The sequence below is a fragment of the Saccharopolyspora dendranthemae genome, assembly GCF_007829955.1.
Taxonomy (GTDB): Bacteria; Actinomycetota; Actinomycetes; order Mycobacteriales; family Pseudonocardiaceae; genus Saccharopolyspora; species Saccharopolyspora dendranthemae.
Genome location: NZ_VIWX01000001.1, coordinates 145,597 through 167,873, shown reverse-complemented (window position 1 = coordinate 167,873; position 22,277 = coordinate 145,597). Strand labels below are relative to the sequence as shown.

Annotated in this window: 26 protein-coding genes; 11 read left to right on the top strand and 15 right to left on the bottom strand. The window is 71.1% G+C overall.

What is annotated here, in order from left to right; all coding sequences use genetic code 11:
- Positions 1-24: 24 nt before the first annotated feature.
- Complete coding sequence (locus tag FHU35_RS00775; protein ID WP_145735700.1) at positions 25-1,533, bottom strand: molybdopterin-dependent oxidoreductase; 1,509 nt, start codon at positions 1,531-1,533, stop codon at positions 25-27.
- A 136-nt stretch (positions 1,534-1,669) separates the two neighbouring features.
- Between FHU35_RS00775 and FHU35_RS00770 the strand changes: the two genes are divergently transcribed.
- A complete protein-coding gene (locus tag FHU35_RS00770; protein ID WP_145735698.1) occupies positions 1,670-2,722 on the top strand; it encodes an NAD-dependent epimerase/dehydratase family protein in 1,053 nt (350 codons plus the stop codon).
- Here FHU35_RS00770 and FHU35_RS00765 read toward each other — a convergent pair.
- The 3 genes from FHU35_RS00765 to FHU35_RS00755 are packed head-to-tail and all read right to left on the bottom strand — an operon-like array spanning position 2,696 to position 5,753.
- Positions 2,696-3,724: a sensor histidine kinase gene (locus tag FHU35_RS00765; RefSeq protein ID WP_145735696.1), complete on the bottom strand. Its 1,029-nt coding sequence runs from the start codon at positions 3,722-3,724 to the stop codon at positions 2,696-2,698. The two genes, FHU35_RS00770 and FHU35_RS00765, sit on opposite strands and share 27 nt — an antisense overlap.
- On the bottom strand, positions 3,724-4,422 hold the full coding sequence (locus FHU35_RS00760) for a response regulator transcription factor (RefSeq protein ID WP_145735694.1): 699 nt from the start codon (positions 4,420-4,422) through the stop codon (positions 3,724-3,726). The genes FHU35_RS00765 and FHU35_RS00760 overlap by 1 nt, the downstream gene beginning before the upstream one ends.
- A gap of 5 nt (positions 4,423-4,427) precedes the next feature.
- On the bottom strand, positions 4,428-5,753 hold the full coding sequence (locus FHU35_RS00755) for a hypothetical protein (RefSeq protein WP_145735692.1): 1,326 nt from the start codon (positions 5,751-5,753) through the stop codon (positions 4,428-4,430).
- Positions 5,754-5,887: 134 nt separating this feature from the next.
- Between FHU35_RS00755 and FHU35_RS00750 the strand changes: the two genes are divergently transcribed.
- From FHU35_RS00750 to FHU35_RS00730, 5 genes are all read left to right on the top strand, one after another.
- A complete protein-coding gene (locus FHU35_RS00750) occupies positions 5,888-6,547 on the top strand; it encodes a glycosyltransferase family 2 protein (RefSeq protein ID WP_145735689.1) in 660 nt (219 codons plus the stop codon).
- On the top strand, positions 6,544-7,200 hold the full coding sequence (locus FHU35_RS00745) for a TIGR04282 family arsenosugar biosynthesis glycosyltransferase (protein WP_145735687.1): 657 nt from the start codon (positions 6,544-6,546) through the stop codon (positions 7,198-7,200). Before FHU35_RS00750 ends, FHU35_RS00745 begins: the two co-directional genes overlap by 4 nt.
- 262 nt (positions 7,201-7,462) lie before the next feature.
- Positions 7,463-7,807: a hypothetical protein gene (locus tag FHU35_RS29760; RefSeq protein WP_246109993.1), complete on the top strand. Its 345-nt coding sequence runs from the start codon at positions 7,463-7,465 to the stop codon at positions 7,805-7,807.
- A gap of 275 nt (positions 7,808-8,082) precedes the next feature.
- Positions 8,083-9,084: a TerC family protein gene (locus FHU35_RS00735; RefSeq protein ID WP_145735685.1), complete on the top strand. Its 1,002-nt coding sequence runs from the start codon at positions 8,083-8,085 to the stop codon at positions 9,082-9,084.
- Between the two features lie 26 nt (positions 9,085-9,110).
- A complete protein-coding gene (locus FHU35_RS00730; RefSeq protein WP_145735683.1) occupies positions 9,111-9,461 on the top strand; it encodes a TraR/DksA family transcriptional regulator in 351 nt (116 codons plus the stop codon).
- A 48-nt stretch (positions 9,462-9,509) separates the two neighbouring features.
- Here the strand turns inward: FHU35_RS00730 and FHU35_RS00725 are convergent, their stop codons facing one another.
- Positions 9,510-10,406, bottom strand: a complete 897-nt coding sequence (locus FHU35_RS00725; RefSeq protein WP_145737869.1) for an acyl-CoA desaturase — start codon at positions 10,404-10,406, stop codon at positions 9,510-9,512.
- Between the two features lie 287 nt (positions 10,407-10,693).
- Between FHU35_RS00725 and FHU35_RS29755 the strand changes: the two genes are divergently transcribed.
- On the top strand, positions 10,694-10,948 hold the full coding sequence (locus FHU35_RS29755) for an SHOCT domain-containing protein (protein WP_246109992.1): 255 nt from the start codon (positions 10,694-10,696) through the stop codon (positions 10,946-10,948).
- Positions 10,949-11,018: 70 nt separating this feature from the next.
- Here the strand turns inward: FHU35_RS29755 and FHU35_RS00715 are convergent, their stop codons facing one another.
- Both FHU35_RS00715 and FHU35_RS00710 read right to left on the bottom strand, forming a co-directional pair.
- Complete coding sequence (locus FHU35_RS00715; protein WP_246109991.1) at positions 11,019-12,452, bottom strand: DUF4153 domain-containing protein; 1,434 nt, start codon at positions 12,450-12,452, stop codon at positions 11,019-11,021.
- A 110-nt stretch (positions 12,453-12,562) separates the two neighbouring features.
- Positions 12,563-12,865 (bottom strand): hypothetical protein, encoded by a 303-nt coding sequence (locus FHU35_RS00710; RefSeq protein ID WP_145735681.1) that lies wholly within the window; start codon positions 12,863-12,865, stop codon positions 12,563-12,565.
- Between the two features lie 384 nt (positions 12,866-13,249).
- Here FHU35_RS00710 and FHU35_RS00705 point away from each other — a divergent pair, with 384 nt between their 5' ends.
- The 3 genes from FHU35_RS00705 to FHU35_RS00695 all read left to right on the top strand — a co-directional run bounded on the left by FHU35_RS00705 (position 13,250) and on the right by FHU35_RS00695 (position 15,466).
- Complete coding sequence (locus FHU35_RS00705; protein ID WP_246109990.1) at positions 13,250-14,137, top strand: class I SAM-dependent methyltransferase; 888 nt, start codon at positions 13,250-13,252, stop codon at positions 14,135-14,137.
- 91 nt (positions 14,138-14,228) lie between these two features.
- Positions 14,229-15,113, top strand: a complete 885-nt coding sequence (locus tag FHU35_RS00700; RefSeq protein WP_246109989.1) for an SAM-dependent methyltransferase — start codon at positions 14,229-14,231, stop codon at positions 15,111-15,113.
- Between the two features lie 80 nt (positions 15,114-15,193).
- Entirely contained in the window at positions 15,194-15,466 is a 273-nt protein-coding gene (locus tag FHU35_RS00695) for a GlsB/YeaQ/YmgE family stress response membrane protein (RefSeq protein WP_145735677.1), read from the top strand.
- Here the strand turns inward: FHU35_RS00695 and FHU35_RS00690 are convergent.
- From FHU35_RS00690 to FHU35_RS00665, 6 genes are all read right to left on the bottom strand, one after another.
- Positions 15,461-16,258 (bottom strand): SAM-dependent methyltransferase, encoded by a 798-nt coding sequence (locus tag FHU35_RS00690; RefSeq protein WP_145735675.1) that lies wholly within the window; start codon positions 16,256-16,258, stop codon positions 15,461-15,463. The two genes, FHU35_RS00695 and FHU35_RS00690, sit on opposite strands and share 6 nt — an antisense overlap.
- 72 nt (positions 16,259-16,330) lie before the next feature.
- Positions 16,331-17,596 carry a Bcr/CflA family efflux MFS transporter gene (locus FHU35_RS00685; protein WP_145735673.1) on the bottom strand — a complete coding sequence of 422 codons (1,266 nt, stop codon included), beginning with the start codon at positions 17,594-17,596 and terminating at the stop codon, positions 16,331-16,333.
- Between the two features lie 215 nt (positions 17,597-17,811).
- The gene (locus tag FHU35_RS00680) at positions 17,812-18,390 is read right to left on the bottom strand and encodes a DUF305 domain-containing protein (RefSeq protein WP_145735672.1); all 579 of its coding nucleotides are present in this window, start codon (positions 18,388-18,390) and stop codon (positions 17,812-17,814) included.
- A gap of 66 nt (positions 18,391-18,456) precedes the next feature.
- A complete protein-coding gene (locus FHU35_RS00675; RefSeq protein WP_145735669.1) occupies positions 18,457-18,801 on the bottom strand; it encodes a hypothetical protein in 345 nt (114 codons plus the stop codon).
- Between the two features lie 11 nt (positions 18,802-18,812).
- Positions 18,813-19,094, bottom strand: a complete 282-nt coding sequence (locus tag FHU35_RS00670; protein ID WP_145735666.1) for a metal-sensitive transcriptional regulator — start codon at positions 19,092-19,094, stop codon at positions 18,813-18,815.
- Positions 19,095-19,160: 66 nt separating this feature from the next.
- A complete protein-coding gene (locus tag FHU35_RS00665) occupies positions 19,161-19,385 on the bottom strand; it encodes a hypothetical protein (protein WP_145735664.1) in 225 nt (74 codons plus the stop codon).
- A 134-nt stretch (positions 19,386-19,519) separates the two neighbouring features.
- Between FHU35_RS00665 and FHU35_RS00660 the strand changes: the two genes are divergently transcribed.
- Positions 19,520-20,440, top strand: coding sequence for an oxygenase MpaB family protein (locus FHU35_RS00660; RefSeq protein ID WP_246109988.1), 921 nt, complete (start codon positions 19,520-19,522; stop codon positions 20,438-20,440).
- 15 nt (positions 20,441-20,455) lie between these two features.
- On the opposite strand, the gene FHU35_RS00655 is transcribed toward FHU35_RS00660, so the two are convergent.
- Together FHU35_RS00655 and FHU35_RS00650 are read right to left on the bottom strand one after the other, a co-directional pair.
- Positions 20,456-21,190 (bottom strand): ThuA domain-containing protein, encoded by a 735-nt coding sequence (locus tag FHU35_RS00655; protein WP_145735660.1) that lies wholly within the window; start codon positions 21,188-21,190, stop codon positions 20,456-20,458.
- A complete protein-coding gene (locus FHU35_RS00650) occupies positions 21,187-22,269 on the bottom strand; it encodes a Gfo/Idh/MocA family protein (protein ID WP_145735658.1) in 1,083 nt (360 codons plus the stop codon). Before FHU35_RS00650 ends, FHU35_RS00655 begins: the two co-directional genes overlap by 4 nt.
- Between the last annotated feature and the right edge of the window lie 8 nt (positions 22,270-22,277).

Genomic DNA, 22,277 nt, shown 5'->3' with positions numbered 1-22,277 from the left:
CATGTCCAACGGAAGTGATGCCGGTCACGCGCACCGGAACGTCGTCTCGTGCAGGCCCGTCGCGCCGTCGGGCACGACGCCTTGGCGCGCTTCGATCTGCGGGACCCCGTCGCGGTCGATGGCGCGGCACTGCACGACGTGGTCGCCGGTGGGCAGTTCGAGCGTGGCCCGCCACATGCGCCAGGTGTCGCGGCCGACCTCGGTGGCCAGTTCGGCGGACTGCCAGGGGCCGCCGTCGACGCGCACCTGCACGGCGTCGATGCCGGTGTGCTGCGCCCACGCGATGCCGGCGACGGTGACCGGGCCGGCCGGGATCTGGGCGGCTCGCTGCGGCCGGTCGATGCGCGACTGGGTCTTGATCGGGCCTTGCTGGGACCAGCCGCGCTGCTGCCAGTAGGCCGGCCGGTCGAAAGTGGTGACCTCGGCGTCGACCAGCCACTTCGTCGCCGAGACGTAGCCGTAGAGACCGGGAACGACCATGCGGACCGGGAACCCGTGACGTGCGGGCAGCGGTTCGCCGTTCATCTCGAAGGCCAGCAGCGCGCCCCGGTCCGGTTCCAGCAGCACGTCGACGGGGGTGCCCGCGCTGTAGCCGTCGGTGCTGGTGGTCAGCAGCTGCTGCGCTCCCGGCCGGACGCCCGCCTCCAGCAGCAGGTCCCGGACCGGGACGCCGACGAAGTTGGCGGTCGAGATCAGGTTGCCGCCGACCTCGTTGGACACGCACGCCAGCGTGATGGTGCGCGACTCCAGCCTCCGGTTGATCAGGTCGGTGAACGACAGGTCCAGCTCGCGATCGACCATCCCGTGCAGGCGCAGCCGCCAGTCCTCGGCGCGCAGCTGCGGAACGACCAGGGCGGTGTCGATCCGGTAGAAGCCGCTGTTGGGGGTGATGAAGCTCGGCGTGCCGTCGGCGACGAAGTCCGCGCCGGCGGGGATCGGTGGTGCGGGCACCTTCGGCAACCGGGCGGCCACGGCTCGCTGCGAGGTGGCCACCCCGGATCCCTTCGACAGCGAGCTGCCGGTGATCCCCGCCAACCCGGCTCCGACCACGACCAGGCCCGAGGTGGCCAGGAAACGACGACGCTCGATCTCGGCGCTGGGAGCCGCCGGACCCCGTCCGAGGTGGTGCAGCACGGCGAACACGCCGACCCCGACGATCATCGAGACCAGCGCGGGCGCCACACCTCCCTCAGGACGGCTCAGCGCCGCCACCACCCCGACCAGCCCGAACGCGCCGATCACCAGAGCGCCGGGCAGCACCGAGCGCCGCGAGACCAGCCCTGCCAGCGCGCCCAGCGCGGCGATGACCAGTGCCATCCCGACGATCAGCGCGAGCTTGTCGGCGGTGCCGAAGACCGCGACCGCGAACTCCTTGACGCCGGGTGGCACCAGGTCGATGAAGGCGCCGCCGACGGCGACCGGGGGCGAGGTGCGCGGATCGCCGAAGCCGGCCACCAGGTGCCCGGCCGCCAGCGCCGAACCGGCCGCGAGGAGTCCGATCACGACCGCACGGCCGTGGGAGAGCGAAGTCATGGGTCCATTCGAGCTCGCTTCACCGCCGGGGGCCAGTGCCGGGAGCTGTGCGTAAGAGAGCTGAAAGTTCTTGCGGAAGGATGACATCGCGGTCTGCTCGGACTGGTCCAGATCGTGTCGGACCTAGCGTCGGGGCGTGCGCATTCTGCTGACCGGCGCTGCCGGATTCATCGGTTCGGCCATCGCCGACACCCTCACCGCCCACGGCCACGAGACCGTCGCGCTCGACGCGCTGCTGCCTCAGGCGCACGGCGTCGAGCCCGAGACCCGGCACCCGCTGGTGCGCGGCGACGTGCGGGACGCGGAGCTGGTGCGCGAGCTGCTGCGCGGCGTGGACCTGGTCTGCCACCAAGCGGCGATGGTCGGGCACGGCGTCGATCCCTCCGACATGCCCGCTTTCGCCGCGCACAACGACCTCGGGACCGCGGTGCTGCTCGCCGCGATGCACGAGGCCGGGGTGCGGCGGCTGGTGCTGGCGTCCTCGATGGTGGTCTACGGCGAAGGTCGCTACCGCTGCGCCGAGCACGGCCTGGTCCGGCCCGGCCAGCGTCGTGCCGAGGACATCGGCGCAGGCAGGTTCGAGCCGCCGTGCCCGCGCTGCGGCGAACCCCTGGAATCCGAGTCGGTGCCCGAGGACGCCGTGCTCGACCCGCGCAGCACCTACGCGGCGACCAAGCTCGCGCAGGAACACCTCGCTGCGGCCTGGGCCCGGCAGACCGGGGGAGACGTGAGGGCGTTGCGCTACCACAACGTCTACGGCCCGCGGATGCCCAGCGGCACCCCGTACGCGGGTGTGGCCTCGCTGTTCCGCTCCGCCCTGGAGCGGGGCGAGGCCCCGACCGTGCTGGAGGACGGTGGTCAGCGGCGCGATTTCGTGCACGTCCGGGACGTCGCCGCCGCCAACCTCGCCGCGGTGGGAACGCAGGCGCCGCCGGGAGAGCTGGACGCGGTCAACATCTGCTCCGGACGACCCCGCACGATCGGGGACCTCGCCCGGGAGCTGTCGCTGGCCTGCGGTGGTCCGGCACCGGAGGTGGTCGGTGGTGCGCGGCCCAACGACGTCCGGCACATCGTCGCCGACCCGGCGAAGGCCGACCGAGTCCTCGGGTTCCGCGCCTCGGTCGCGTTCGCCGACGGGGTGCGGGAGTTCGCCGACGCCCCGCTACGCGAAGCCGTCGGCGAGCGGTAGCCGGACCTCGAACCGGCACCCGGGGCCGTGGTTGCGGGCGCTGAGCTCCCCGTGGTGGGCCTGCACCAGGCCGCGGGCGATCGCCAGCCCCAGCCCGGCCCCGGCCGGTTCGTGCTCGTTGTCCCCGCGCGCGTGATCACCTCGGTAAGCGACGTCGAACACCCGCTCCAGCTCGGCGGCGTCGATGCCGCCGCACCCGTCGTCGACCCGCAGCCACGCCTGGCGGCCGTCGCGTCCCGCGGTGAGCACCACCGACCCGCGCGCCGGGGTGTGCCGGATGGCGTTGGACAGCAGGTTGCGCACCACCCGCGCGAGCTCCGGGTCGCTGCCGGTCACCACCGGCCACTCCTCGGTCCCGGTGGCCAGCCGCACGCCGCGCCGCTGCGCGCGCGAGTGCTCGGCGGCGACGGCCTCGTTGACGACGTCGTGCAGCGGTACCGCGGCGAACTCCAGGTGCAGCGCGCCGGCGGTGATCCGGGAGAGCTCGAAGAGGTCGTCCACCATGCTCGACAGCCGTTCGGTCTCGCCCTGGATCCGGCCCGCGTAGGAGCAGATCTCGCGGGGCTCGTCGACCACGCCGTCGGCCAGCGCCTCGGCCATCGCGCGGATCCCGGCCAGCGGGGTGCGCAGATCGTGGCTGATCCAGGCCACCAGCTCGCGGCGGGAGGCCTCGGCGGCGCGTTCGCGGGCGCGGGCCTCGCGTTCCCACACGCTGCGGCGCGCGATGTTGCGCCCCAGCACGACCGCGACCGGGACGGTGATCACCCCGACCGCGGTGCAGATGACGACCACGGTGGTCAGCAGCGGGCCGAACATGAACCCGGTGATCCCGAGGACGCCGGCCATGGTCGCCACGAGGGGCACCAGCACCAGCACCGTCAGCGCGGTGACCAGCGACCGGTGCCGGAGCAGGTAGAGGAGCCCGGCGCCGATCAGCGCCACCGGCAGCGACAGGCCGATCGCGTACGGCGCGACGTGGGTGAGCTCGGTGAGCAGGTCCATCAGCCGGCCTCGGGGTCGTAGCGGTAGCCGACGCCCCACACGGTGCTGATCCGGTGGGGGCGTTCGGGTCTCGGCTCGATCTTCTCGCGCAACCGTCGCATGTGGACGGTCACGGTGGACTGGTCGCCGAAGTTCCAGCCCCACACGGTTTCCAGCAGCTCGGCACGGGTGAACGCTCTGCGGGGGTTGCGCATCAGGTGCGCGAGCAGGTCGAACTCGCGGGTGGTCAGCGCCAGCTCCACGCCGTCGAGGGTGCAGCGGCGGGCGTCCGGATCGAGCACCAGGGAGCCGTCCACGACGGACTCCTGCATCGCGGGCGGGGCGTGGGTGGCGCGTCGCAGCACCGAGGTCACGCGCAGCACCAGCTCTCGCGGGCTGAAGGGCTTCACGACGTAGTCGTCGGCTCCCAGCTCCAGTCCCGCGACCCGGTCGGATTCCTCGCCCAGCGCGGTCAGCATGACCACCGGAACCGGTCGGCTCGCGCGCACCTCGCGGCACACCTCCAAGCCGCCGATGCCCGGCAGCATGAGGTCCAGCACGATGAGGTCCGGCCTGAGCTCGGCGTTGCTGCGCAGGGCGGTCTCACCGTCACCGGCCAGATCGACCTGGTAACCGGCCCGCTCCAGGTAGCGGCGGACGACGTCGCGCACCGCGTGGTCGTCGTCGACGACGAGCACGCGCCCGGCCTGTTCCCGCATCCTGATCACCAGCTCGTCGCCATCGCGTGGTTGACCGCGAGCGCGGTCACCGCCTGCGCGCCCAACCACCAGCGCCGCGAACCGGCGGGCAGCAGGGCACCTCCCACAGCGAACCACACCCCGAAGGGCAACCAGATCCGTTCGACCTCGGCCTTGCTCAAACCCGACAGGTCCGCGGCCAGCACCGCCACCGCTGCGGCGATCACCAGCATCCGCAGCGCGTCGACACCTGCCACCGCAGCGCTCGACCGGTCCGAGGCGGTGGCCCGCGGTGAGATCGCGGCGGTCAGCGCGATCGCGGCGAGCGGGCCTGCGGACAGGAGGAAGGCGCCGATGTTGCCCAACACCCAGTAGGTGTAGGGCCGCTGGGCGAATGCGCCCTGGTGGTAGCGCTGGACCACGAGGTGGTAGCCGTCGACCCACCAGAACCCGGCCGCGGCGAAGGCACCCACGACGATCAGCGCGCCGAGCGCGGCGATCAGGACGGTCTTCCACGACCGGCGGGCCAGCACCACGGCGAGCGCGGGCACGGCGACGAGCGCGAGTCCGTAGCTGAGGAACAGCGCGAAGCCCAGCAGCAGCCCGCCGAGCAGAGCGGGCACCGCGCGGCGCAGGGCCAGCAGCGCGATGCCGGCCGTGGTGACACCGGCGAACAGCCCATCGGCCGAGACGCCCATCCACACCGCACCGGGGAACAGCGCCACGAAGGGAACCACAGCGCGCGCCGCGCGCTCGTCGCGCAGCGCCCTGACGGTCACCGGGATCGCGACCGCGGTCGTCGAGGCCACCAGCAATGTCACCACCGACGCCCAGGTGCCGCCGCCGAGCCCGAGCCGGTCCAGCCACGTGTAGACCAGCAGGGCGCCCGGTGGGTGTCCCGAGACGTGCACCGTCCAGGACCCGGGCTGACCGGCGAGCACGTGGTGGGTGAACTCGCCGAGCATCATCGGGATGTCGTGCACGCGGGGCACGTCGTGGAGGTACTCGGTCCAGTCGGTGAGCCGCTCGGTGATTCCCGCGCGCCACCCGTCCACCAGTGCCAGCGACACCGTCCAGCCCAGCGCCGCCGCGTAGCCGGCCGCGAGCAGGCCTCGCCACGGCAGCCGTGCCGCCAGCGGCGGGCCCCACGCGACCACCGCGATCGCCAGACCGATCGCCAGCGGCGTTCCAGGGCCGACGTGGGGATGCCAGAAGCCGAAGAGCGGGGCGCCGTCGGCGTGCAGCGGGACACCGGCTCGGTTGAGGAGGTGACCGGCGACCGCCGTGCCGGCGATGATCAGCGCGGCGGTGGCGAACGCGATCGGCTCGGCGCGTCGGGGCAGGGTGGGCACCGCCGCGAAGGTAGTCGCGCGCCCACCGGCCGCCAACGGATCGCGGCGATCCGTCAGAACCTCGTAACAACTCTTCCGGCGTAAGGATTCGGTAAGCGCCGCAGCTCTTTTCGGTGCGTCCACTGTGCGCTTGCATGATCCTCGTGGACGAAGTGGACGTGGTGCTGCCCTGCCTCGACGAAGCCGCCGCTCTGCCCGGAGTGCTCGCGGCGTTGCCTCCTGGATACCGGGCGCTGGTGGTGGACAACGGATCTCGCGACGGATCGCCCGACATCGCTGAAGCCCGCGGTGCGACTGTGCTCGCCGAACCGCGCCGCGGCTACGGCGCCGCCGTGCACACCGGCCTCGAATCCGCGCGCTCCGAGATCGTGTGCTTCGCCGACTGCGACGGCTCCTTGGACCCGGCGGTGCTGCCGGAGCTGGTCGAGCAGGTGCGTCGCGGGGCGGATCTGGCCGTCGGCAGGCGGGTCCCGGCCGCGCCCGGTGCCTGGCCGTTGCACGCGCGGGCGGGCAACGCGTTGATCGCCGCCCTGCTGCGCCGACGCGGGGTGCCGGTTCACGACATCGCTCCGCTGCGAGCCGTTCGCCGAGCAGACCTCCTGGAGCTCGGTGTCGCCGACCGCGCCTTCGGCTATCCCCTCGAACTGCTGAGCAGGGCCGGTGGAGCGGGCTGGCGGATCGTGGAGATCGACGTCGAGTACCGGCCCCGCGCAGCGGGAACCCGCTCGAAGGTCTCCGGATCCGTGCGGGGCACGCTGCGGGCCGTCCGCGACATGGCGCGGGTGCTGCGATGACCGCGCTGCTGGTGGTCGCCAAGGCGCCGGTCGCCGGGCTCGCCAAGACCCGGTTGTGCCCGCCGGCCACGCCGGAGCAGGCCGCCGGGATCGCCGCGGCGAGCCTGCTGGACACGCTCGATGCCGTGCGTGCGACGCCCGCGGCCCGCGCGGTGGTCGCCCTCACCGGAGATGTCGACCTCGCCGCCCGGGCTCCTGAACTGCGCGACGCGCTCGCGGCGGGCCGCGTGCTACCGCAACGCGGTGACGGCTTCCCGCAGCGGCTGGCACTCGCGCACGCCGACACCGCCGCTGCTCGGCCGGGGGCACCGGTGCTGCAGATCGGGATGGACACCCCGCAGGTCACCGCGGCGCTGCTCGGGGACGCCTGCGGGAGGCTGGCCGCGACCGATGCGGTCTACGGACCCGCCACCGACGGGGGCTGGTGGGCCATCGGCTTCCGCGATCCCCGTGCCGCGGCGCTGCTCGCCGACATCCCGACGTCCCGGCCGGACACCGGCAGGCGGACGCTCAACGCGCTGCGCGGGGCCGGCCTGCGCGTCGTCGAGCTGCCCGAACTCACCGACGTCGACACCATGCCCGACGCCCGCGCGGTGGCCGAGCTGGTGCCGCGCGGCCGTTTCGCCGCGGCGGTGGCCGGGTGCCCTCGGTGAGCGGTGAGTTCGACGCGGCTCTCAGCGGTGCCGCGGCGACCTTGGAGACCAGCGACGGCGGCATCCGCCGACTGCCCGGCCACCGCTGGATCGCCCAGCCCGACTCCGCCGACCGCCACGTGCTGGCCGCGTGCCGGGGCCCGGTGCTCGACATCGGCTGCGGCCCGGGCAGGCTCGCGGCGGCGCTGACCGGAACCGGCGTGATGTGCCTGGGCATCGACAGCTCGCCGCTGGCGGTCGAGATGACCCTCGCGCCGGAGCGATGGCGCTGCACCGCGACGTGTTCGGCCCGCTGCCGGGCGAGCGGGGGTGGCGTGAGGTGCTGCTGCTGGACGGCAACATCGGCATCGGCGGCGACCCGGCCGCTCTGCTCGGCCGGGTGCGGGGTCTCCTGCGGCCCGGGGGAGCGGCCTGGGTCGAGGTGGAACCGCCGGGTACCGGCGTCTGGCGCGGCAGCGGAACGGTCGTCGGTGCGGGTGGACGGGGACGAGCGTTCCGCTGGGCGAGGGTCGGTGCCGACGCGATCTCCGCGCTGGCCGCCGGGTTCGGCAGGCGGCTGGTCGAGATCGACGGGCGCTGGTTCGCGGTCCTGACCACGACCCCTTGACCCGGGGTGACCGGAGCACGAGGATTCCGGCCCGCATGGGATCATGAGTCCAGTGTGGACGATCGGGATAACGGCCCCGGTGAGGATGAATCGGACTTAGTGCCCCAAAAGTGCCCGCCCGGCTGTGATTTCCGCACCAATGTGCGTGTTCTTCCGCCCGAATTCGCCGGGATTGTCGCAACGATCGCCCGGGGTCCGGTTTTCCATACAGTATTCTGCATGCACTTGTCCGGATCCGGGGCAGGGCGTGCAGCTGTCGGTGTGAGGGGACGCGGATGAACTTCCCGGTGTGGGTGTGGGCGGTGACGCTCGTCGCGCTGCTCGGCCTGATCGCGGCAGACCTGCTGGTGGTGGGGCGGCGACCGCACGCGGTCGGCGTCAAGGAGGCGAGCCTGTGGGTGGCCTTTTACGTCGCGCTCGCGGTGATCTTCGGCGGGCTGCTGTTCGTCTTCGCCGGTTCCACCAGCGGCGCGGAGTTCTTCGCCGGGTACGTCACCGAGTACAGCCTGTCGGTGGACAACCTGTTCGTCTTCGTGATCATCATGTCGCGCTTCGCGGTGCCCCGCGAGCACCAGCACCGGGTGCTCTACATCGGCATCCTGATCTCGCTCGTGCTGCGCGCGGCGTGCATCGCGGCGGGCGTGGCGGTGCTCAGCGCGTTCAACTGGGTGTTCTACCTGTTCGGCGCGTTCCTGATCTACACCGCGATCAAGGTCGCTCGCGACGCCGGTGGCGACGAGCCCGACGACGAGGGCAGCGGGATGATCCGCGCGCTGCAGAAGTTCGTGCCCACGACCGACACCTACGACGGCGGCAAGATGGTCACCCGCGTCGACGGCAAGCGGATGTTCACCCCGCTGCTGCTGGTCGTGGCGGCGCTCGGGCTGGCCAACGTGATCTTCGCGCTCGACTCGATGCCGGCCATCTTCGGGCTGACCAAGGACGGCTTCATCATCTTCACCGCGAACGCCTTCGCGCTGATGGGGCTCCGGCAGCTGTACTTCGTCATCGGCGGGCTGCTGGACCGGCTGATCTACCTCAGCTACGGGCTGGCGGTCATCCTCGGCTTCATCGGCCTCAAGCTGATCATCGAGGCGCTGCACGGATCGCACGTGGAGGAGATCCACTTCGCGGTCCCGAACATCGGCATCGCAGCCTCGCTCGGCTTCATCGTGGTCACGCTGGCGGTGACCACGGTCGCGAGCCTGGCCCGGTCCCGCGCCAAGCGGCAGGAACCGGCCCCCGAACCGGTGCCCGCCGGCGCCGAACCGGAATAAACCCAGCCGGACGGCGTTGACCGAGCATGGCGCGCAAGTCGCCGGAGAAGCTCCTGGCCGACCAGAAGACCGAGGTGCAGCACCGAATCGAGTCGCTGCAGAAGCACCTCACGTCCATCGTCGAGTCCACCACCTGGACCACCAACGACGACGAGCACGACCCCGAAGGCGTCACCATCGCCTACGAGCGCGCCCAGACGCAGGGCCTGCTGGCCGACGCCAAGGCCGAGCTCGAAGCCCTCGACGAGGCCGCTCACCGCGTCGAGGACGGCACCTACGGCCAGTGCAAGCGCTGCGGGAAGCGCATCACCAAGGAGCGCCTCGAAGCGCTCCCGGCCGCCGAGCTCTGCATCCGCTGCACGTCCGCCCGGCGCTGACGAGGTTCCGCTACCTCACCAGCGCACCGGCCCGCGGAACTCCCGAGATCAGTCCTCGCCGACGGCGAGGCGGGACAGGCGGGTCGGGGTGGGCCAGCGGACGTGGTGCGCCCAGCCGGCCTTCTCGAACAGCCAGATGACCCGGGCGGAGATGTCGACCTGGCCGCGCTGGACGCCGTGACGTGCGCAGGTCGGGTCCGCGTGGTGCAGGTTGTGCCAGGACTCGCCCATGCTCAGGATCGCCAGCGGCCAGAAGTTGGCGGCCTTGTCCCGGCTCTTGAACGGCCGTTCCCCGACGAGGTGGCAGATCGAGTTCACCGACCAGGTCACGTGGTGCAGGAAGGCCACCCGGACCAGCCCTGCCCAGAAGAACGCGGTCACCGCGCCCCACGCGGTTCCGGTGATCAGCCACCCCATCAGGCCGGGCAGCAGGAAGGTCGCGACCGTCAGCGGGCCGAACAGCTTGTGGACCAGGCGCATGTCCGAATCGGCCAGCAGGTCGGGGACGAAGCGCTCCTGGTTGGTGAGGTCGCGTTCGAACACCCAACCCATGTGGGCGTGCCAGAACCCGCGGACCAGCGCGGCCGGCGAGGTGCCGAACGCCCACGGCGAGTGCGGGTCGCCCTCCCTGTCGGCGAAGGCGTGGTGCCTGCGGTGGTCGGAGACCCAGTGCATGATCGGTCCCTGCACGGCCATGCTCGCCACCACGGCGAGGGTGATGCGCAGCCAGCGCTTCGCGCGGAAGGCCCCGTGGGTGAAGTAGCGGTGGTAGCCGACCGTCACACCGAGGATGGTCAGCAGGTACCAGCCCGCGGCCAGGGCGAGGTCCCACCAGTTCAGGCCCCATCCCCACGCCAGCGGCACGGCTGCGACCAGGGCGAAGAAGGGCCCGAGGATGAAAAAGTACACAGACAGTTGCGGGCCCCACGGCCTGCGCCCGGCCATGATGGGTTTGGGACCTGCGATCTCAGCTGCGTCCAACTCGAGCTCCTCGCCTAGTGACGCGACAAAACCGTCTCGCCCACCAAACCCCGGATGCGCTGGTGATCGCAAGAAACGACGCGGCAACCAGGGGTGAACGGCCGAGGTTTTCCACGCTCGGGTGCGCTGCGTGCGCACCGATCCCGTCCCCGACTACGTCGCAGGCGGTAGCGGAGGTGTCGCTCGTGACCCGACGTCCCGAGCTCCCCCGGCACCGATCCTGGACTCACCGACGAAGAAGGTGAGCAGTGATGGTGACCGAATTGCTGATGCAGTGGGGCCCCGGGCACGGACCCGGTGGGCACGGCGGAGGACCGTTCTGGATCTTCGGCCTGATCTGGATGGTGCTGATCGCGTCGCTGATCGTCACGGCGATCTACGCGATCCTGCGCAGGACGCGGCGGAACTCGCCGACCGCGAGCGCGCGGACGATCCTCGCGGAGCGCTACGCGCGGGGCGAGCTCAGCGGTGAGGAATACCGGGAGCGGCTGAGCGAACTGGGCTAGGAGGCGCTCGGGGTGCGCGACTTCTCGGAGAAGCCGCGCACCCCAGGTGCGTCCGCGCCCGGTACCGGTCTCAGGGGCGGTTGAGCGCGTCGGTGAGGTTCCACGAGCGCCACGAGAGCTCGCCCGCGTTGGCGTTGATGTCGAGGACCACCGACTGCCCGAGGTCCGCGGGAAGTCGGTCGATCGAGGGCAAGGCGTCGGCGGAGAGCGTTGCCAGGTACTCGGGATCGATCTTGCCGGTCTGCTCGAACCGGGTGACGTTGGCTCCGGCGACCACGCCCTCGGGGTTGACCGCCGCCAGGACGAGCAACGCCCCCACAGCGGTCCCGAGGATCGCCGTGGGCAGCCAGTGCGCGCGCAGCCGCACTCCTGCGGCGATGATCATCGCGTAGACGATGCCCAGCCAGATCTCGCAGGTCATCACCAGCAGGCGCAGCACCGTGTACCCGTAGGCGTCCTGGTACGACCACATCCTGGCCAGTGCCGAACCGACGATGACCAGCGTCAGCACGACCAGCGCACCGACCAGCCCCCGCAGCAGGTTCCGCTCGGCCGCGCTGCGCCGGGGCGCCCAGCGCGCGGCGGCGGCGATGACCGGCAGGGTCAGGATCGTCACCAGCGTCAGCTGCCAGAACCCGCTTCGCGCGGAGGCGGAGAACGTCAGTCCCGCGCTGTCGTGCACGTGCTCGGGGCCGCCGAACAACGACGTCGCCTGCACGACGATGAACAGCGCGAAGAGGGCGACCAGCACGCCGATCGGCACTGCCCACTCCGGTCCGCGCAGCGTGCGGCGCTCGCCGCCGGCCGGATCCAGGCGGGGCGGACGCAGGGCGGTGAACGCGGCGCCGAGCGCCAGCAGTGTGAAGGGCACGAACACGAACGTCGCGCGGAAGAAGGTCTCGAAGTCCAGCTCGGGGACGACGGCGTCGGCGATCCGCGCGAAGTTCTCATCGGCGCCGGCGAACAACGCCCCGAAGACCAGCAGCAACAGCAGGGCCACCAGCCCGGAGAAGCCCATCCGCAGCGCCCGGCTGCCGCGGACCCGGCCGCGCATGCCCCGGGCGGTCCACGGCAGCGCCCGGCAGGCCGCCACCGGCACCGCGACGGTCATCAGGACCAGTTCCCGCACCGCGCGGGCACCGCTGACCGCCAGCGCCGCGGCCACCGCCGAGGTGAGCACGCACAACGCCGACAGCCACTCGGCGCTGCGCAGCGCGCACACGGACAGCAGGAGCAGCCCGGCGGCCGCCCACAGCAACCTGCCGATCCGCGCGTCGCGGACGGCGAACAGCAGTGCGACCGCGGCCAGCGCCCCGAACAGGGTCCAGCCGATCCCGGGGCCGTCCAGGGGGATGAACACCGCAGCGGCGGCCCCGCTGATCAGCGCCGCGAGCAGTGCGCGGGTCGCGCCGGACTCGGGCCTGGGCCAGAACGAGTCGAACAGGGGTGGGGCCGGGGCCTGGTACTGCGAGACGACCGGTGGGGCGGTGGTGTGGTCGGACATGATCCTCCAAGCGAACCGTGCTTCGCCTGAAGACGCGCCAAGCCCGGCGCGGTTGCCCGCGCCGGGCTTGGACGGCTGGACCGTTATGGCAGCGAGATGATCTCCCGGGATCAGTTGTTGCGGGCGGCCTGCCGGGACCCCGGAGCCGACAGCCTGCCGCGCGCGGTGACCAGCGCGGTGCGCGCATCGGCGCGTTCGCCGTGCGCCAGGTGCTGAGCAGCGCTGCGCACCGCGGTCGCCGCGTCGGGGGAGACGGCGATCTGCGGGTGTTCGTCGAGCAACACGATGGCGCGCGTGAGCTCCTGGCGAGCGCGGTCGGCCGGGTTGTTCGGCTTCGTCAGCAGGTCGATGAGGGCTGTGTCCACCGCGTCGCGAAGGGCCGCCTCGGTCGAGCTGTGCGGTAGTGCAGTCACGGCCCGGAAGTCTATGCGCTGAACGGCACAATTTTCGCGGTCGTTGATCACCCACACGGGTGGATCTTGTTGGTTCGGTGCAACGGTGCGTCGAGCGCGACTCGTCCATTCACCATTTCTGAGCGCCTGCGTCCGCTCATCGCAGAGGCTCTCGGTTGAGGTGGAGTGCTGGCCGCGGATCGGCCCTGTGTGCGCATTTCGCCTGGATGCGCAGGCTTTCAGCGGTTCGTCCGCTCTGCGATGTGCCCTAACGCACACTTAGTTGCTGCACGCAACTAGTTTGTTACGGTCACGGTCAGTGCCGAATTCTGCTCAGCGCGTTCGGCCGAATGACCTGAACCGATGAGGCCCCGGGGGACTGCGCGGGGGCCGGGAGGTGCAAGCGTGACAACTGGCCAGCAATGGGACATCGTGACCAGCGTCGGGCTGACCGCGCTGGGCGTGGCTGCGGCGCGTGCGCTGGAGACGCACCGCGAGGACCGCCTGATGTCGGACCCGTTCGCCGCCGCGTTCGTCAAGGCCGCCGACGCACCGGCGCCGATGCCGACCTCCCCGGAGGAGGTCGCGCAGCTGCCGGCCGACTCCATCTGGGCGCAGGCCCAGATGGAGGACTACATGGGCGTGCGGTCGCGCTGCTTCGACGACTTCTTCACCGAAGCGGGCGAGGCCGGCATCCGGCAGGCGGTCATCCTGGCCTCCGGCCTGGACGCGCGGGCCCACCGCCTGGACTGGGCCAAGGGCACGACCGTGTTCGAGATCGACCAGCCCAAGGTCCTGGAGTTCAAGCAGACCGTGCTCGACGGTCTTGATGCCGCGCCGAAGTGCGCTCACCGGCCGGTGCCGATCGACCTGCGCGAGGACTGGGCCTCGGCGCTGATCTCCGCGGGCTTCGACCCCGAGGCGCCCACCGCGTGGCTGGCGGAGGGGCTGCTGCCCTACCTGCCGCCGGAGGCCGAGCAGCAGCTGCTGGCCGGCATCGACAAGCTCTCGGCGTCCGGGAGCCGGTTGGCCGTGGAGGACTTCCAGAACGTCACCCGGCTGTTCGAGGACGAGAACCTCGCGGAGTTCGGGCAGGAGTGGGGCATCGACATGCGGGAGCTCCTGCACTCCGACGATCGCCCGGAATCTCCCGACGTGCTGCGCGGCTTCGGCTGGGAGGTCGAGTCCGAAGGCGCCGAGGACAAGGCGCTGCGCTACGGCCGCGATCTCAACGGCATGTTCGGCCAGATGGCTGACGCAGGCCGCTTCGTGGTGGCCCGCAAGACCGCATGAGGTGAGCGCGACCCCGGAAGGGCCTGCTCGGCAGGTCCTTCCGGGTCGTGTTGATGGACCCGCGCGGATCTCCCGACTTACGATCTCGCACGTGGTGGAACAGGACTGGGGGGTCGTGAGCGGCGTCGGTCTGACCGCGCTCGCGGTCGCCGCGATGCGCGCGATCGAGACCTGCAGGCATGACCGGCTCATCGACGACCCCTACGCCGCAACGCTGGTGGCCGCGGCCGATCAGGGCGTGGGTTTTCCGACCACGCCCGAAGCGCTGGCGGCGATCCCGGAGGACGGTCCGCGCTGGGCCGAGCGCGTCGACCACTACCTGGGCGTCCGCTCCCGGGTCTTCGACGACTTCCTGACCGCGGCGAGCGGATCCGGTCCGCGGCAGTGCGTGATCCTGGCCGCCGGGCTCGACGCGCGCGCCTACCGGCTCGACTGGCCCGCGGGGACCGCGTTGTTCGAGCTCGACCAGCCCAAAGTGCTGCAGTTCAAGCAGATCACCCTCGCCGAGGCCGGTGCCGAGCCGGGTTGCGAGCACCGGTTGGTGGGTGTCGATCTGAGGGATGATTGGCCTGCGGCGCTGATCGCCGCCGGCCTGGACGTCACCGCTCCCACGGTCTGGCTGGCCGAAGGGCTGCTGCCGTACCTCCCCGGCGAGGCGCAGCGCCGGCTGCTGGAGTCGGTCACCGAGCTGTCCGCCCCCGGAAGTCGCCTGGCAGTGGAGGAGTTCCGCGGAACCCGGAAGATCGCCGCCGACCCGCAGATCGCCTCCTTCGGGGCGAAGCAGGGCATGGACCTCGACACCGTTCTGCACCACGACGGAGAACTGCCCGTCGCCGAATCCCTGGCGACGCTGAATTGGGTGAGCGAGATCGAGTTCAGCGAGGACGCGGCTTCTCGACTCGGCCGGAATCCGGGCCCGGGAGCTGCTCCGATGCTCGACGTAAGCCAATTCGTAATGGCAGTGAAACGCGGGTGAAAACGATCACCGAGACCGCGCGGGCATGATCGGAGTAGTCTGGGAATTCGCATTGTCCGCGACCGAAACGGGTGAGCTCGGTGTTTTTGACAATTGTCGGTTGGATCGTCTTCGGTCTGATCGCGGGCTTCCTGGCCCGCGCCATCGTGCCGGGCAAGGACGACATCGGCCTGCTGATGACGATCGTCCTCGGCGTCGTGGGATCCGTCGTGGGTGGATTCGTGTTCGGCCTGTTCACGGTCGGCCTGCGGGGCTTCCAGCCGGCGGGGTGGATCGGCTCGGTGATCGGCGCGATCATCGTGCTGGTGATCTACAACGCGGTCACCGGCCGCAAGCGTCGTAGCCGCTCATAGTTTCCGGCCGACGCCCACGAGCGCGGTGAAGCGCTCCGGGTTGTCGCCGACATCGGAGGGCGAGACCGGTCGCCACTGCGGCATGAACACCAAGCCCGGTTCGACCAGTTCGAAACCCTCGAAGAACTCGCCGATCTCAGCTCGGGAGCGGAACGTCATCGGAGTTGTCGTCCGCTGCTGGTAGAGGTCGGCGTGTTCGTCGGCGACATCCGGGCGCCCCTCGCCGGTGGCGTGCGAGAGGCACAGGAAGCTGCCCGGTGCCAACGCGTCCCGGTAGCGGGCGACGACGCGCCGCGGTGCGGAGTCGTCGCCGACGAAGTGCAGCAGCGCCACCATCATCACCGCCACCGGCTGGTCCAGGTCGAGCAGCGCCGCGACCTCGTCGGATTCCAGCACTTCCTGAGGGTCGCGGGCGTCCGCGCGCAGGATGTCGGCATCGGGATTGTCGGCCAGCAACGTCTTGCTGTAGGCCACGGCGACCGGGTCGGTGTCCACGTAGACCACCCGGCTGCCCGGTGCGGCCAGCTGCGCCACCTCGTGCACGTTGCCGACCGTCGGTATCCCCGAGCCCAGGTCGAGGAACTGACGGATCCCCCGCTCGACGCAGTAGTGCACCGAGCGCCGCAGAAAAGCCCGGTTGGCCTGCATGATCTGCGGCAGCTCCGGCCACATCGCGATGGCCTCGTCGCCCATCTCGCGGTCCACGGCGAAGTTGTGGTTGCCGCCGAGGTAGTAGTCGTAGACCCGAGCGGCGTTGGGCTTGTTCAGCTCGATCTCGTCCGGCTCGGGCATCGCGACCTCCTCACGGCTGGGCGGGGGGACCGCCCAGCCGTGATGCTAAATCCTGGTCAGCCCTCGCAGGGGTTAAGCGGCGGGCACGGTTCGATTGCTGAGCCGTACCATCGCCGCCAGCGCGACGAGCGCGACCGCCGCACCCGCGGTCATGATGACCGCCATCGCCGGGCCGTCGTTGCCCAGCACGCCGACCAGCGGTGCGATCAGCGCGCCGAGCCCGAACTGGCAGGCCCCCAGCAGCGCCGCCGCCGTGCCCGCGGCTTCACCGTGCAGGCCCAGCGCGAGCGCCGGGGCGTTGGGCATCACGAAGCCCATCGCACCCAGGACCACCCACAGCGGCACGAGGAATCCGACCAGGCCACCGGTTCCGGTGGTGGTGAGCGCGATCATCACCAGCCCGGCCGCGGTGGCCACCGCCAGGGAGCTCACCACGATCCGCATCGTGGTGAAGCGGTTGAGCAGCACGACGTTGAGCTGCGAGGCGCCGATGAGCGCGACCGCGCCCGCTCCGAAGACCAGGCCGAACGTCTGCTGGTCGAGCCCGTACTGCTGCTGCAGCACGAACGACGACCCCGAGACGTAGGAGAACAGCGCCGTCATCGCCAGCGCGGCCACGATCAGCAGCAGGACGAACTCGCGGTCGGTGAGCAACGTGCCGTAGGTCCGCAGGACCGGCGCGAAGTGCGGTTGCCGGCGGCGCTGCGGCGGCAGCGACTCCGGCAGCGCGAACGCGGCCAGCACCAGCAGCGCCGCCCCGAGGGCGGCCAGCACGCCGAAGACGCCGCGCCACGAGGTCGACAGCAGCACCGCGCCACCCAAGGTCGGTGCCAGGATCGGTGCGATGCCCATGACCAGGATCAGCCTGGACAGGGCGGTGGCGGCGGCGCGCCCGGACCACAGGTCGCGGACCACGGCCATCGCGACCACCATCGCCGCCGCCGCGCCGACGCCCTGCACGACGCGCAGCGCGCCGAGCGCCGCGATGTTCGGCGCGATCAGGCAGGCGAGCGAGGCGAGGACGTGCAGCGCGGTGCCGGCGATGAGCGGTGTGCGGCGGCCGACGACGTCGGAGAGCGGGCCGATCAGCAGCTGGCCCAGTCCGAGCCCCAGCAGCGTACCGGTGAGGGTGAGCTGGACGGTCGAGTCGGGAGCCCCCAGATCCGCGCCGATGGACGGCAGCGCGGGCAAGTACATGTCGATGGTGAGCGGGCCGAGGGCGATCAGCGCCCCGAGCACCGCGATGATGCGCAGTCTCCTCGGCCCGGTCGGTTCGTCGGCGCGGACATCGGTCGTCCGGGTCGGCACCGCCGGGGAACGCACAGCAACGTCTTCCATCGCTTCCTTCCGAATGGACGTCCGGTACCTGAGCTGGAGCGTGGTGGAAGGCGCGTTTGTTCCGCGGAAATCCGCAATTCGGCGTGATGCGGGTTACACCGGAAGACCTGATCGTCCTCTGTGGACGCGTATTCCCGGGAACGGTGACGATTGCGTGAATTCAGATGAATTCGAGGCGTGCCGCCCGGGCGCGTGCGGCCCGGGCGGCGATTCGCTCAGTGCTGGGTGAGCATGGTGCGCATCGAGTCGATCTCGGACTGCTGGCTGATCATGATCTCCCGAGCCATCTGCTGGGTGTCGGGGAAGCGGCCCTTCTCGACCTCGGTCCGGGCCATGGTCACCGCGCCCTCGTGGTGCTTGATCATCAGCATCAGGAACTTCTGATCGAACTCGGTGCCCTTCGCCCGGCCGAGACCGGCCATCTCGTCGGAGGACATCATGCCGCCGGTGGCGTGACCGCCGTGTCCGCCGTGCTCGGACTGCTGGGCGCCCCACTCCCGCAACCAGCCGTTGAGCTGGTCGATCTCCGGCGCCTGGGCTGCCTCGATGCGGGCGGCCAGGTCCTTGACCTGCTGGGACTCCGCCTGCTGGAGGGCCATCCGGGACATCTCTAGCGCCTGCTGGTGGTGCGGGACCATCCCCTGCGCGAACATCACGTCGACGTCGTTGTGGACGGGGGCGGACTGCGCCGGGGGAGCGGGCGGAGCGGGGTTCTCAGGCTGGCCGCAGGCGGCCAGGAACGACAGTGACAGGGCGGCGCCGAGCGCGGCGGCGCCCGTGCGGGCGTGCTTCATCGCGAAATACCTCGTGGTCGGTGTGCTGGATCGGGCGTGGCCGGCAGTGCCGGTGGGAAGCGCCGATCAGCGCCGGAGTACGCAGAGCGCGGCGAGCCGCCGAGGTAATGGGTCCGGAGGTCGCGCCCGCTCCAGTGTGCGCCGGAGTCGCGGGAGCGACATCTCGCCCGGTGTGCCGATGACGAGCCGCAGCTTCGGAGCGACCAGCGCGAGGAAGCTCGCGGCGATCGCCAGGCACAGGTGCAGCGCGCCGTGCCCGTCAGGCGCGGAGTCCGGGGCGTCGACCTGCGCGTGGGCGGCGACGGCGTGCTGGGCGTGGTGCGAGTCGTGCTGGGCCGGGACGTGGTGCATCAGCAGGACGCCCAGGGTCAGGACCAGCAGCAGGGTCCAGCGGAGCGCTCCGGTGGGCACGGTCCGGCCGGTCAGGACTTGACCAAGCGCGCGATCGCGTCGCTGGCCTCGCGGATCTTGGCCTCGGCCTGCTCGCCACCCTCGGACATCGCCTCGGAGACGCAGTGCTTGAGGTGCTCGTCGAGCAGGCCCAACGCGACCGCCTGCAGCGCCTTGGTGGTGGCCGAGACCTGGGTGAGCACGTCGATGCAGTACTCGTCGTCGTCGATCATGCGCGCGAGGCCGCGCACCTGACCTTCGATGCGACGCAGTCGCTTGGCGTAGTCGTCCTTGTTGTGGGCGTAGCCGTGCATCGATTGACCTCCCCTGGGCCGGTGGACCCGCCACCTTTATACCCCAGGGGGGTAGCTGAGGCCAGCTCAGAGGAATTCGCTGCGCACCTGCGGTCGCTCCGTCGCGGGCTGCTGCTGCTCGGCGCGGCGCATCCAGAGCCACCCGCCGAACTGCACGAGCGCGGCGCCACCGGTCAGCGCCACCGCGATGATCGCGTACGAGGGCCAGCCGTTGAGCACGCCGAGCACCACCGCCACGGCGAAGAACAGCAGCGTGCGCACCAGCAGGATGCCGAGTCGGCTCTTGTTCATCACGGCCGGACCACCTCCGGTCCCCGAGTCTAGGCGGGACGTCGGCCGCGTTCGTCCTGGCGTGCGCCATTGACGGTGCGTGTTGGCCTGCTTACTTTTGATGACGGGTGTCCTCACATCGAATGGAGCGTCACATGCCCGAGCCGCTGGGTCCGGATTCGCTGATGTGGCGCTACTTCGGTGATTGGCGGGGCCTCATGCTGGCTCTGTGGGCCGGGTCGATGCAGAACATGCACCCTCAGCTCGGCGCCGGGGTGGAGGATCACTCCGAGTTCTTCGACGAGCGCTGGGAACGGCTCTACCGGTCGCTGTACCCGATCGGCGGCGTCGTCTACGACGGTCCGCGCGCTGCGGAGACCGCGCGGCTGGTGCGCGGCTTCCACAACGACATCAAGGGCGTCGACAAGCAGGGCAGGCCGTACCACGCGCTGAACCCGGAGACGTTCTTCTGGGCGCACTCGACGTTCCTGGTGATGCCGATCCTGATCGCCGAACGGCTCGGCACACCGATGACCGAGGCGGAGAAGGCGCAGGTCTACGCCGAGGGCGTCCAGTGGTACCGGCTCTACGGGATGAGCATGCGCCCGGTCCCGCCGGACTGGCCGAGCTTCCAGCGCTACTGGGACCACATGTGCCGGGACGTGCTGGAGGTCAACAAGGCGACCGTCGACGTCCGCGACGTCTCCCGCATCGGCACGCCACCGCTGCTGCGCTGGCTGCCGGATCCGGTGTGGCGTCTCCTGCGCCCGCCGACGATCCGGCTCATGCACTGGCTCACCACCGGCTGCTACGACCCGCCGATCCGGGAGAAGCTCGGCCTGCGCTGGACCCGGCGCGACGAGCTCCTGCTCACCGTCGTCGGCCGGGTCTTCGCCGCCGCGTGGAGCCTGGTGCCGTTCCGGTTCCGCTACCACCCGCGTGCCAGGGCTGCCTGGAACCGCGCGCAGGGCCGCCTGCCGGCCGACGCCCCGCTGGTGGAGACGCCGCCCCGCAACTACCCACCGCTGGACAAGCGCGGCGACCCCAAGCACTACTTCCCGGCCAACGTCACCTGACCTGGTTTCCCCTGGTCAGCGCCAGTGGCGGTCGAGCTTGGCGACCTCCGGTGGTGTGCGGGGGCGGTCCGGTTGGGCCGTCCAGCGGATGCCGTTGGCGATGATCTCGCGGATCTCGGGCTGGTGGTAGACGGGGTAGCGCTGGTCGCCGGGGCTGAAGTAGAAGATCCGTCCGTGGCCGCGGAAGAACGTCACGCCCGACCGGAACACCTCGCCGCCGTCGAAGGAGGAGAGGAAGATCAGCTCGTCCGGCGCGGGGATGTCGAAGAACTCGCTGTAGGTCTCCTGCTCGGGGATGACCAGCGGGTTCGGCACGCCTTGAGCGATCGGGTGGTGCGGGGCCACCGTCCACACCAGCTCCTGCTCGGCGCCGTCGCGCCAGCCCAGCGAGCAGGTCGTGCCCAGCAGGCGCTGGAAGATCTGGGAGAAGTGCCCGGAGTGCAGCACCAGCAGTCCCATGCCGCCGAGGACGTGCCGCTGCACGCGGTCGACCACCGCCGCGTCGACCTCGCCGTGCGCGAGGTGGCCCCACCACAGCAGCACGTCGGTGTCGGCCAGCACCTCCTCGGTGAGCCCGTGCTCGGGATCCGCCAGCAACGCGGTGCGCACCGCGGCCGTCGGCAGCTCGCTGCGGATGCCCTCGGCGAGGGCGCCGTGGATGCCCTCCGGGTAGATCTCGGCCATCACCGGCGGGTCGTTCTCGGCCTCGTGGACGCCCTCGTTCCAGACGGTGACGCGCAGCCCGCTCATGCGACCGCCACCTCCCGCTTCTCGGCGGCCGAGAGGTAGCAGGCGTCGATGACCTCCGCCCGGCGCAGCGCCTGGGACCCGTCGTTGTCCGCCCACTCCTGCGGGTTTCCCAGCACCCGCACGAAGTTCTCCACCACGGCGGCGTGCGCGCGCCCGGGTTCGGCGGTGGGCTGGTAGTCGGCGATCTCGCCGTCCACGTCCCGGTACACGTGCAGATCACCGACCTGCGCCTTGGTCGCGCCCACCGCGCGGAGCTCGGCTCCGCCCTCGGTTCCCAGCACGCTGAAGTCGATGAGGTCGACCGGATCGCGGAAGGCCGCCCACGAGGTCTCCAGCACCAGGGTCCCGCCGCCCTGGAGGCGGATGAACGCCGAGGCGAAGTCCTCGACCTCGAAACCGCCCTTGGCCTGCGCGGTCTCCCATTTCATGCCGCCGATGTCGCGCGTGCCCAGTTCGGCGTAGGTGACCGCGCTGACCGACTCGACCTTCGGCTCGCCGAGCAGGAACAGCGCGTAGTCCAGCACGTGCACGCCGATGTCGGCCAGCGGACCGCCGCCCGCCATCTCGCGGTTGGTGAACCAGCTGCCGATCTTGGGGATTCCGCGCCGCCGCATCCAGGACGCCTTGGCGTAGTAGGGGGTTCCCAGCTCGCCCTCGCGGATGATCCCGCCGAGGGTCTGGATGTCCCCGCGCAGCCGGTGGTTGAACGCCACGTCGAGCACGCGTCCGGCCGTGCGCGCCGCCTCGACCATCTGCCTGCCCTCGATCCCGTTGCGGGCCAGGGGCTTCTCGCTGAGCACGTGCAGTCCGCGCTTGAGCGCGGCGACGGCGATCGGCGCGTGCAGGAAGTTGGGCACCGCGATGCTCACCGCGTCGAGCTCGGGCAGCTCGATGAGCTGCTCCCAGTTCGCGAACAGGTGCGGCGCGCCGTAGCGCTCGCCGAGCGAGGCCAGCGTGTCGGCCTCCTGCCCGGCGATCGCCACGATCTCGACGTGGGGCAGCGCCTCGTAGGCGGCCAGGTGCTGCTGGCCTGCCCAGCCGACGCCGACGACTCCGACCCGGAACGTGGGGTCACTCATGTCAGGGA

Excerpts from the sequence above, each read along its gene's own strand:
- FHU35_RS00735 (WP_145735685.1), top strand. The coding sequence starts at position 8,083 with ATGAACTTCCCGGTGTGGGTGTGGGCGGTGACGCTCGTCGCGCTGCTC.
- FHU35_RS00660 (WP_246109988.1), top strand. The coding sequence starts at position 19,520 with ATGCCCGAGCCGCTGGGTCCGGATTCGCTGATGTGGCGCTACTTCGGT.
- FHU35_RS00685 (WP_145735673.1), bottom strand. The coding sequence starts at position 17,596 with ATGGAAGACGTTGCTGTGCGTTCCCCGGCGGTGCCGACCCGGACGACC.
- FHU35_RS00650 (WP_145735658.1), bottom strand. The coding sequence starts at position 22,269 with ATGAGTGACCCCACGTTCCGGGTCGGAGTCGTCGGCGTCGGCTGGGCA.
- FHU35_RS00760 (WP_145735694.1), bottom strand. The coding sequence starts at position 4,422 with ATGCGGGAACAGGCCGGGCGCGTGCTCGTCGTCGACGACGACCACGCG.
- FHU35_RS00715 (WP_246109991.1), bottom strand. The coding sequence starts at position 12,452 with ATGTCCGACCACACCACCGCCCCACCGGTCGTCTCGCAGTACCAGGCC.
- FHU35_RS00750 (WP_145735689.1), top strand. The coding sequence starts at position 5,888 with ATGATCCTCGTGGACGAAGTGGACGTGGTGCTGCCCTGCCTCGACGAA.
- FHU35_RS00730 (WP_145735683.1), top strand. The coding sequence starts at position 9,111 with ATGGCGCGCAAGTCGCCGGAGAAGCTCCTGGCCGACCAGAAGACCGAG.
- FHU35_RS00745 (WP_145735687.1), top strand. The coding sequence starts at position 6,544 with ATGACCGCGCTGCTGGTGGTCGCCAAGGCGCCGGTCGCCGGGCTCGCC.
- FHU35_RS29760 (WP_246109993.1), top strand. The coding sequence starts at position 7,463 with ATGGCGCTGCACCGCGACGTGTTCGGCCCGCTGCCGGGCGAGCGGGGG.
- FHU35_RS00775 (WP_145735700.1), bottom strand. The coding sequence starts at position 1,533 with ATGACTTCGCTCTCCCACGGCCGTGCGGTCGTGATCGGACTCCTCGCG.
- FHU35_RS00690 (WP_145735675.1), bottom strand. The coding sequence starts at position 16,258 with ATGCCCGAGCCGGACGAGATCGAGCTGAACAAGCCCAACGCCGCTCGG.
- FHU35_RS00665 (WP_145735664.1), bottom strand. The coding sequence starts at position 19,385 with ATGAACAAGAGCCGACTCGGCATCCTGCTGGTGCGCACGCTGCTGTTC.
- FHU35_RS00765 (WP_145735696.1), bottom strand. The coding sequence starts at position 3,724 with ATGGACCTGCTCACCGAGCTCACCCACGTCGCGCCGTACGCGATCGGC.
- FHU35_RS00655 (WP_145735660.1), bottom strand. The coding sequence starts at position 21,190 with ATGAGCGGGCTGCGCGTCACCGTCTGGAACGAGGGCGTCCACGAGGCC.
- FHU35_RS00680 (WP_145735672.1), bottom strand. The coding sequence starts at position 18,390 with ATGAAGCACGCCCGCACGGGCGCCGCCGCGCTCGGCGCCGCCCTGTCA.
- FHU35_RS00725 (WP_145737869.1), bottom strand. The coding sequence starts at position 10,406 with ATGGCCGGGCGCAGGCCGTGGGGCCCGCAACTGTCTGTGTACTTTTTC.
- FHU35_RS29755 (WP_246109992.1), top strand. The coding sequence starts at position 10,694 with ATGGTGACCGAATTGCTGATGCAGTGGGGCCCCGGGCACGGACCCGGT.
- FHU35_RS00670 (WP_145735666.1), bottom strand. The coding sequence starts at position 19,094 with ATGCACGGCTACGCCCACAACAAGGACGACTACGCCAAGCGACTGCGT.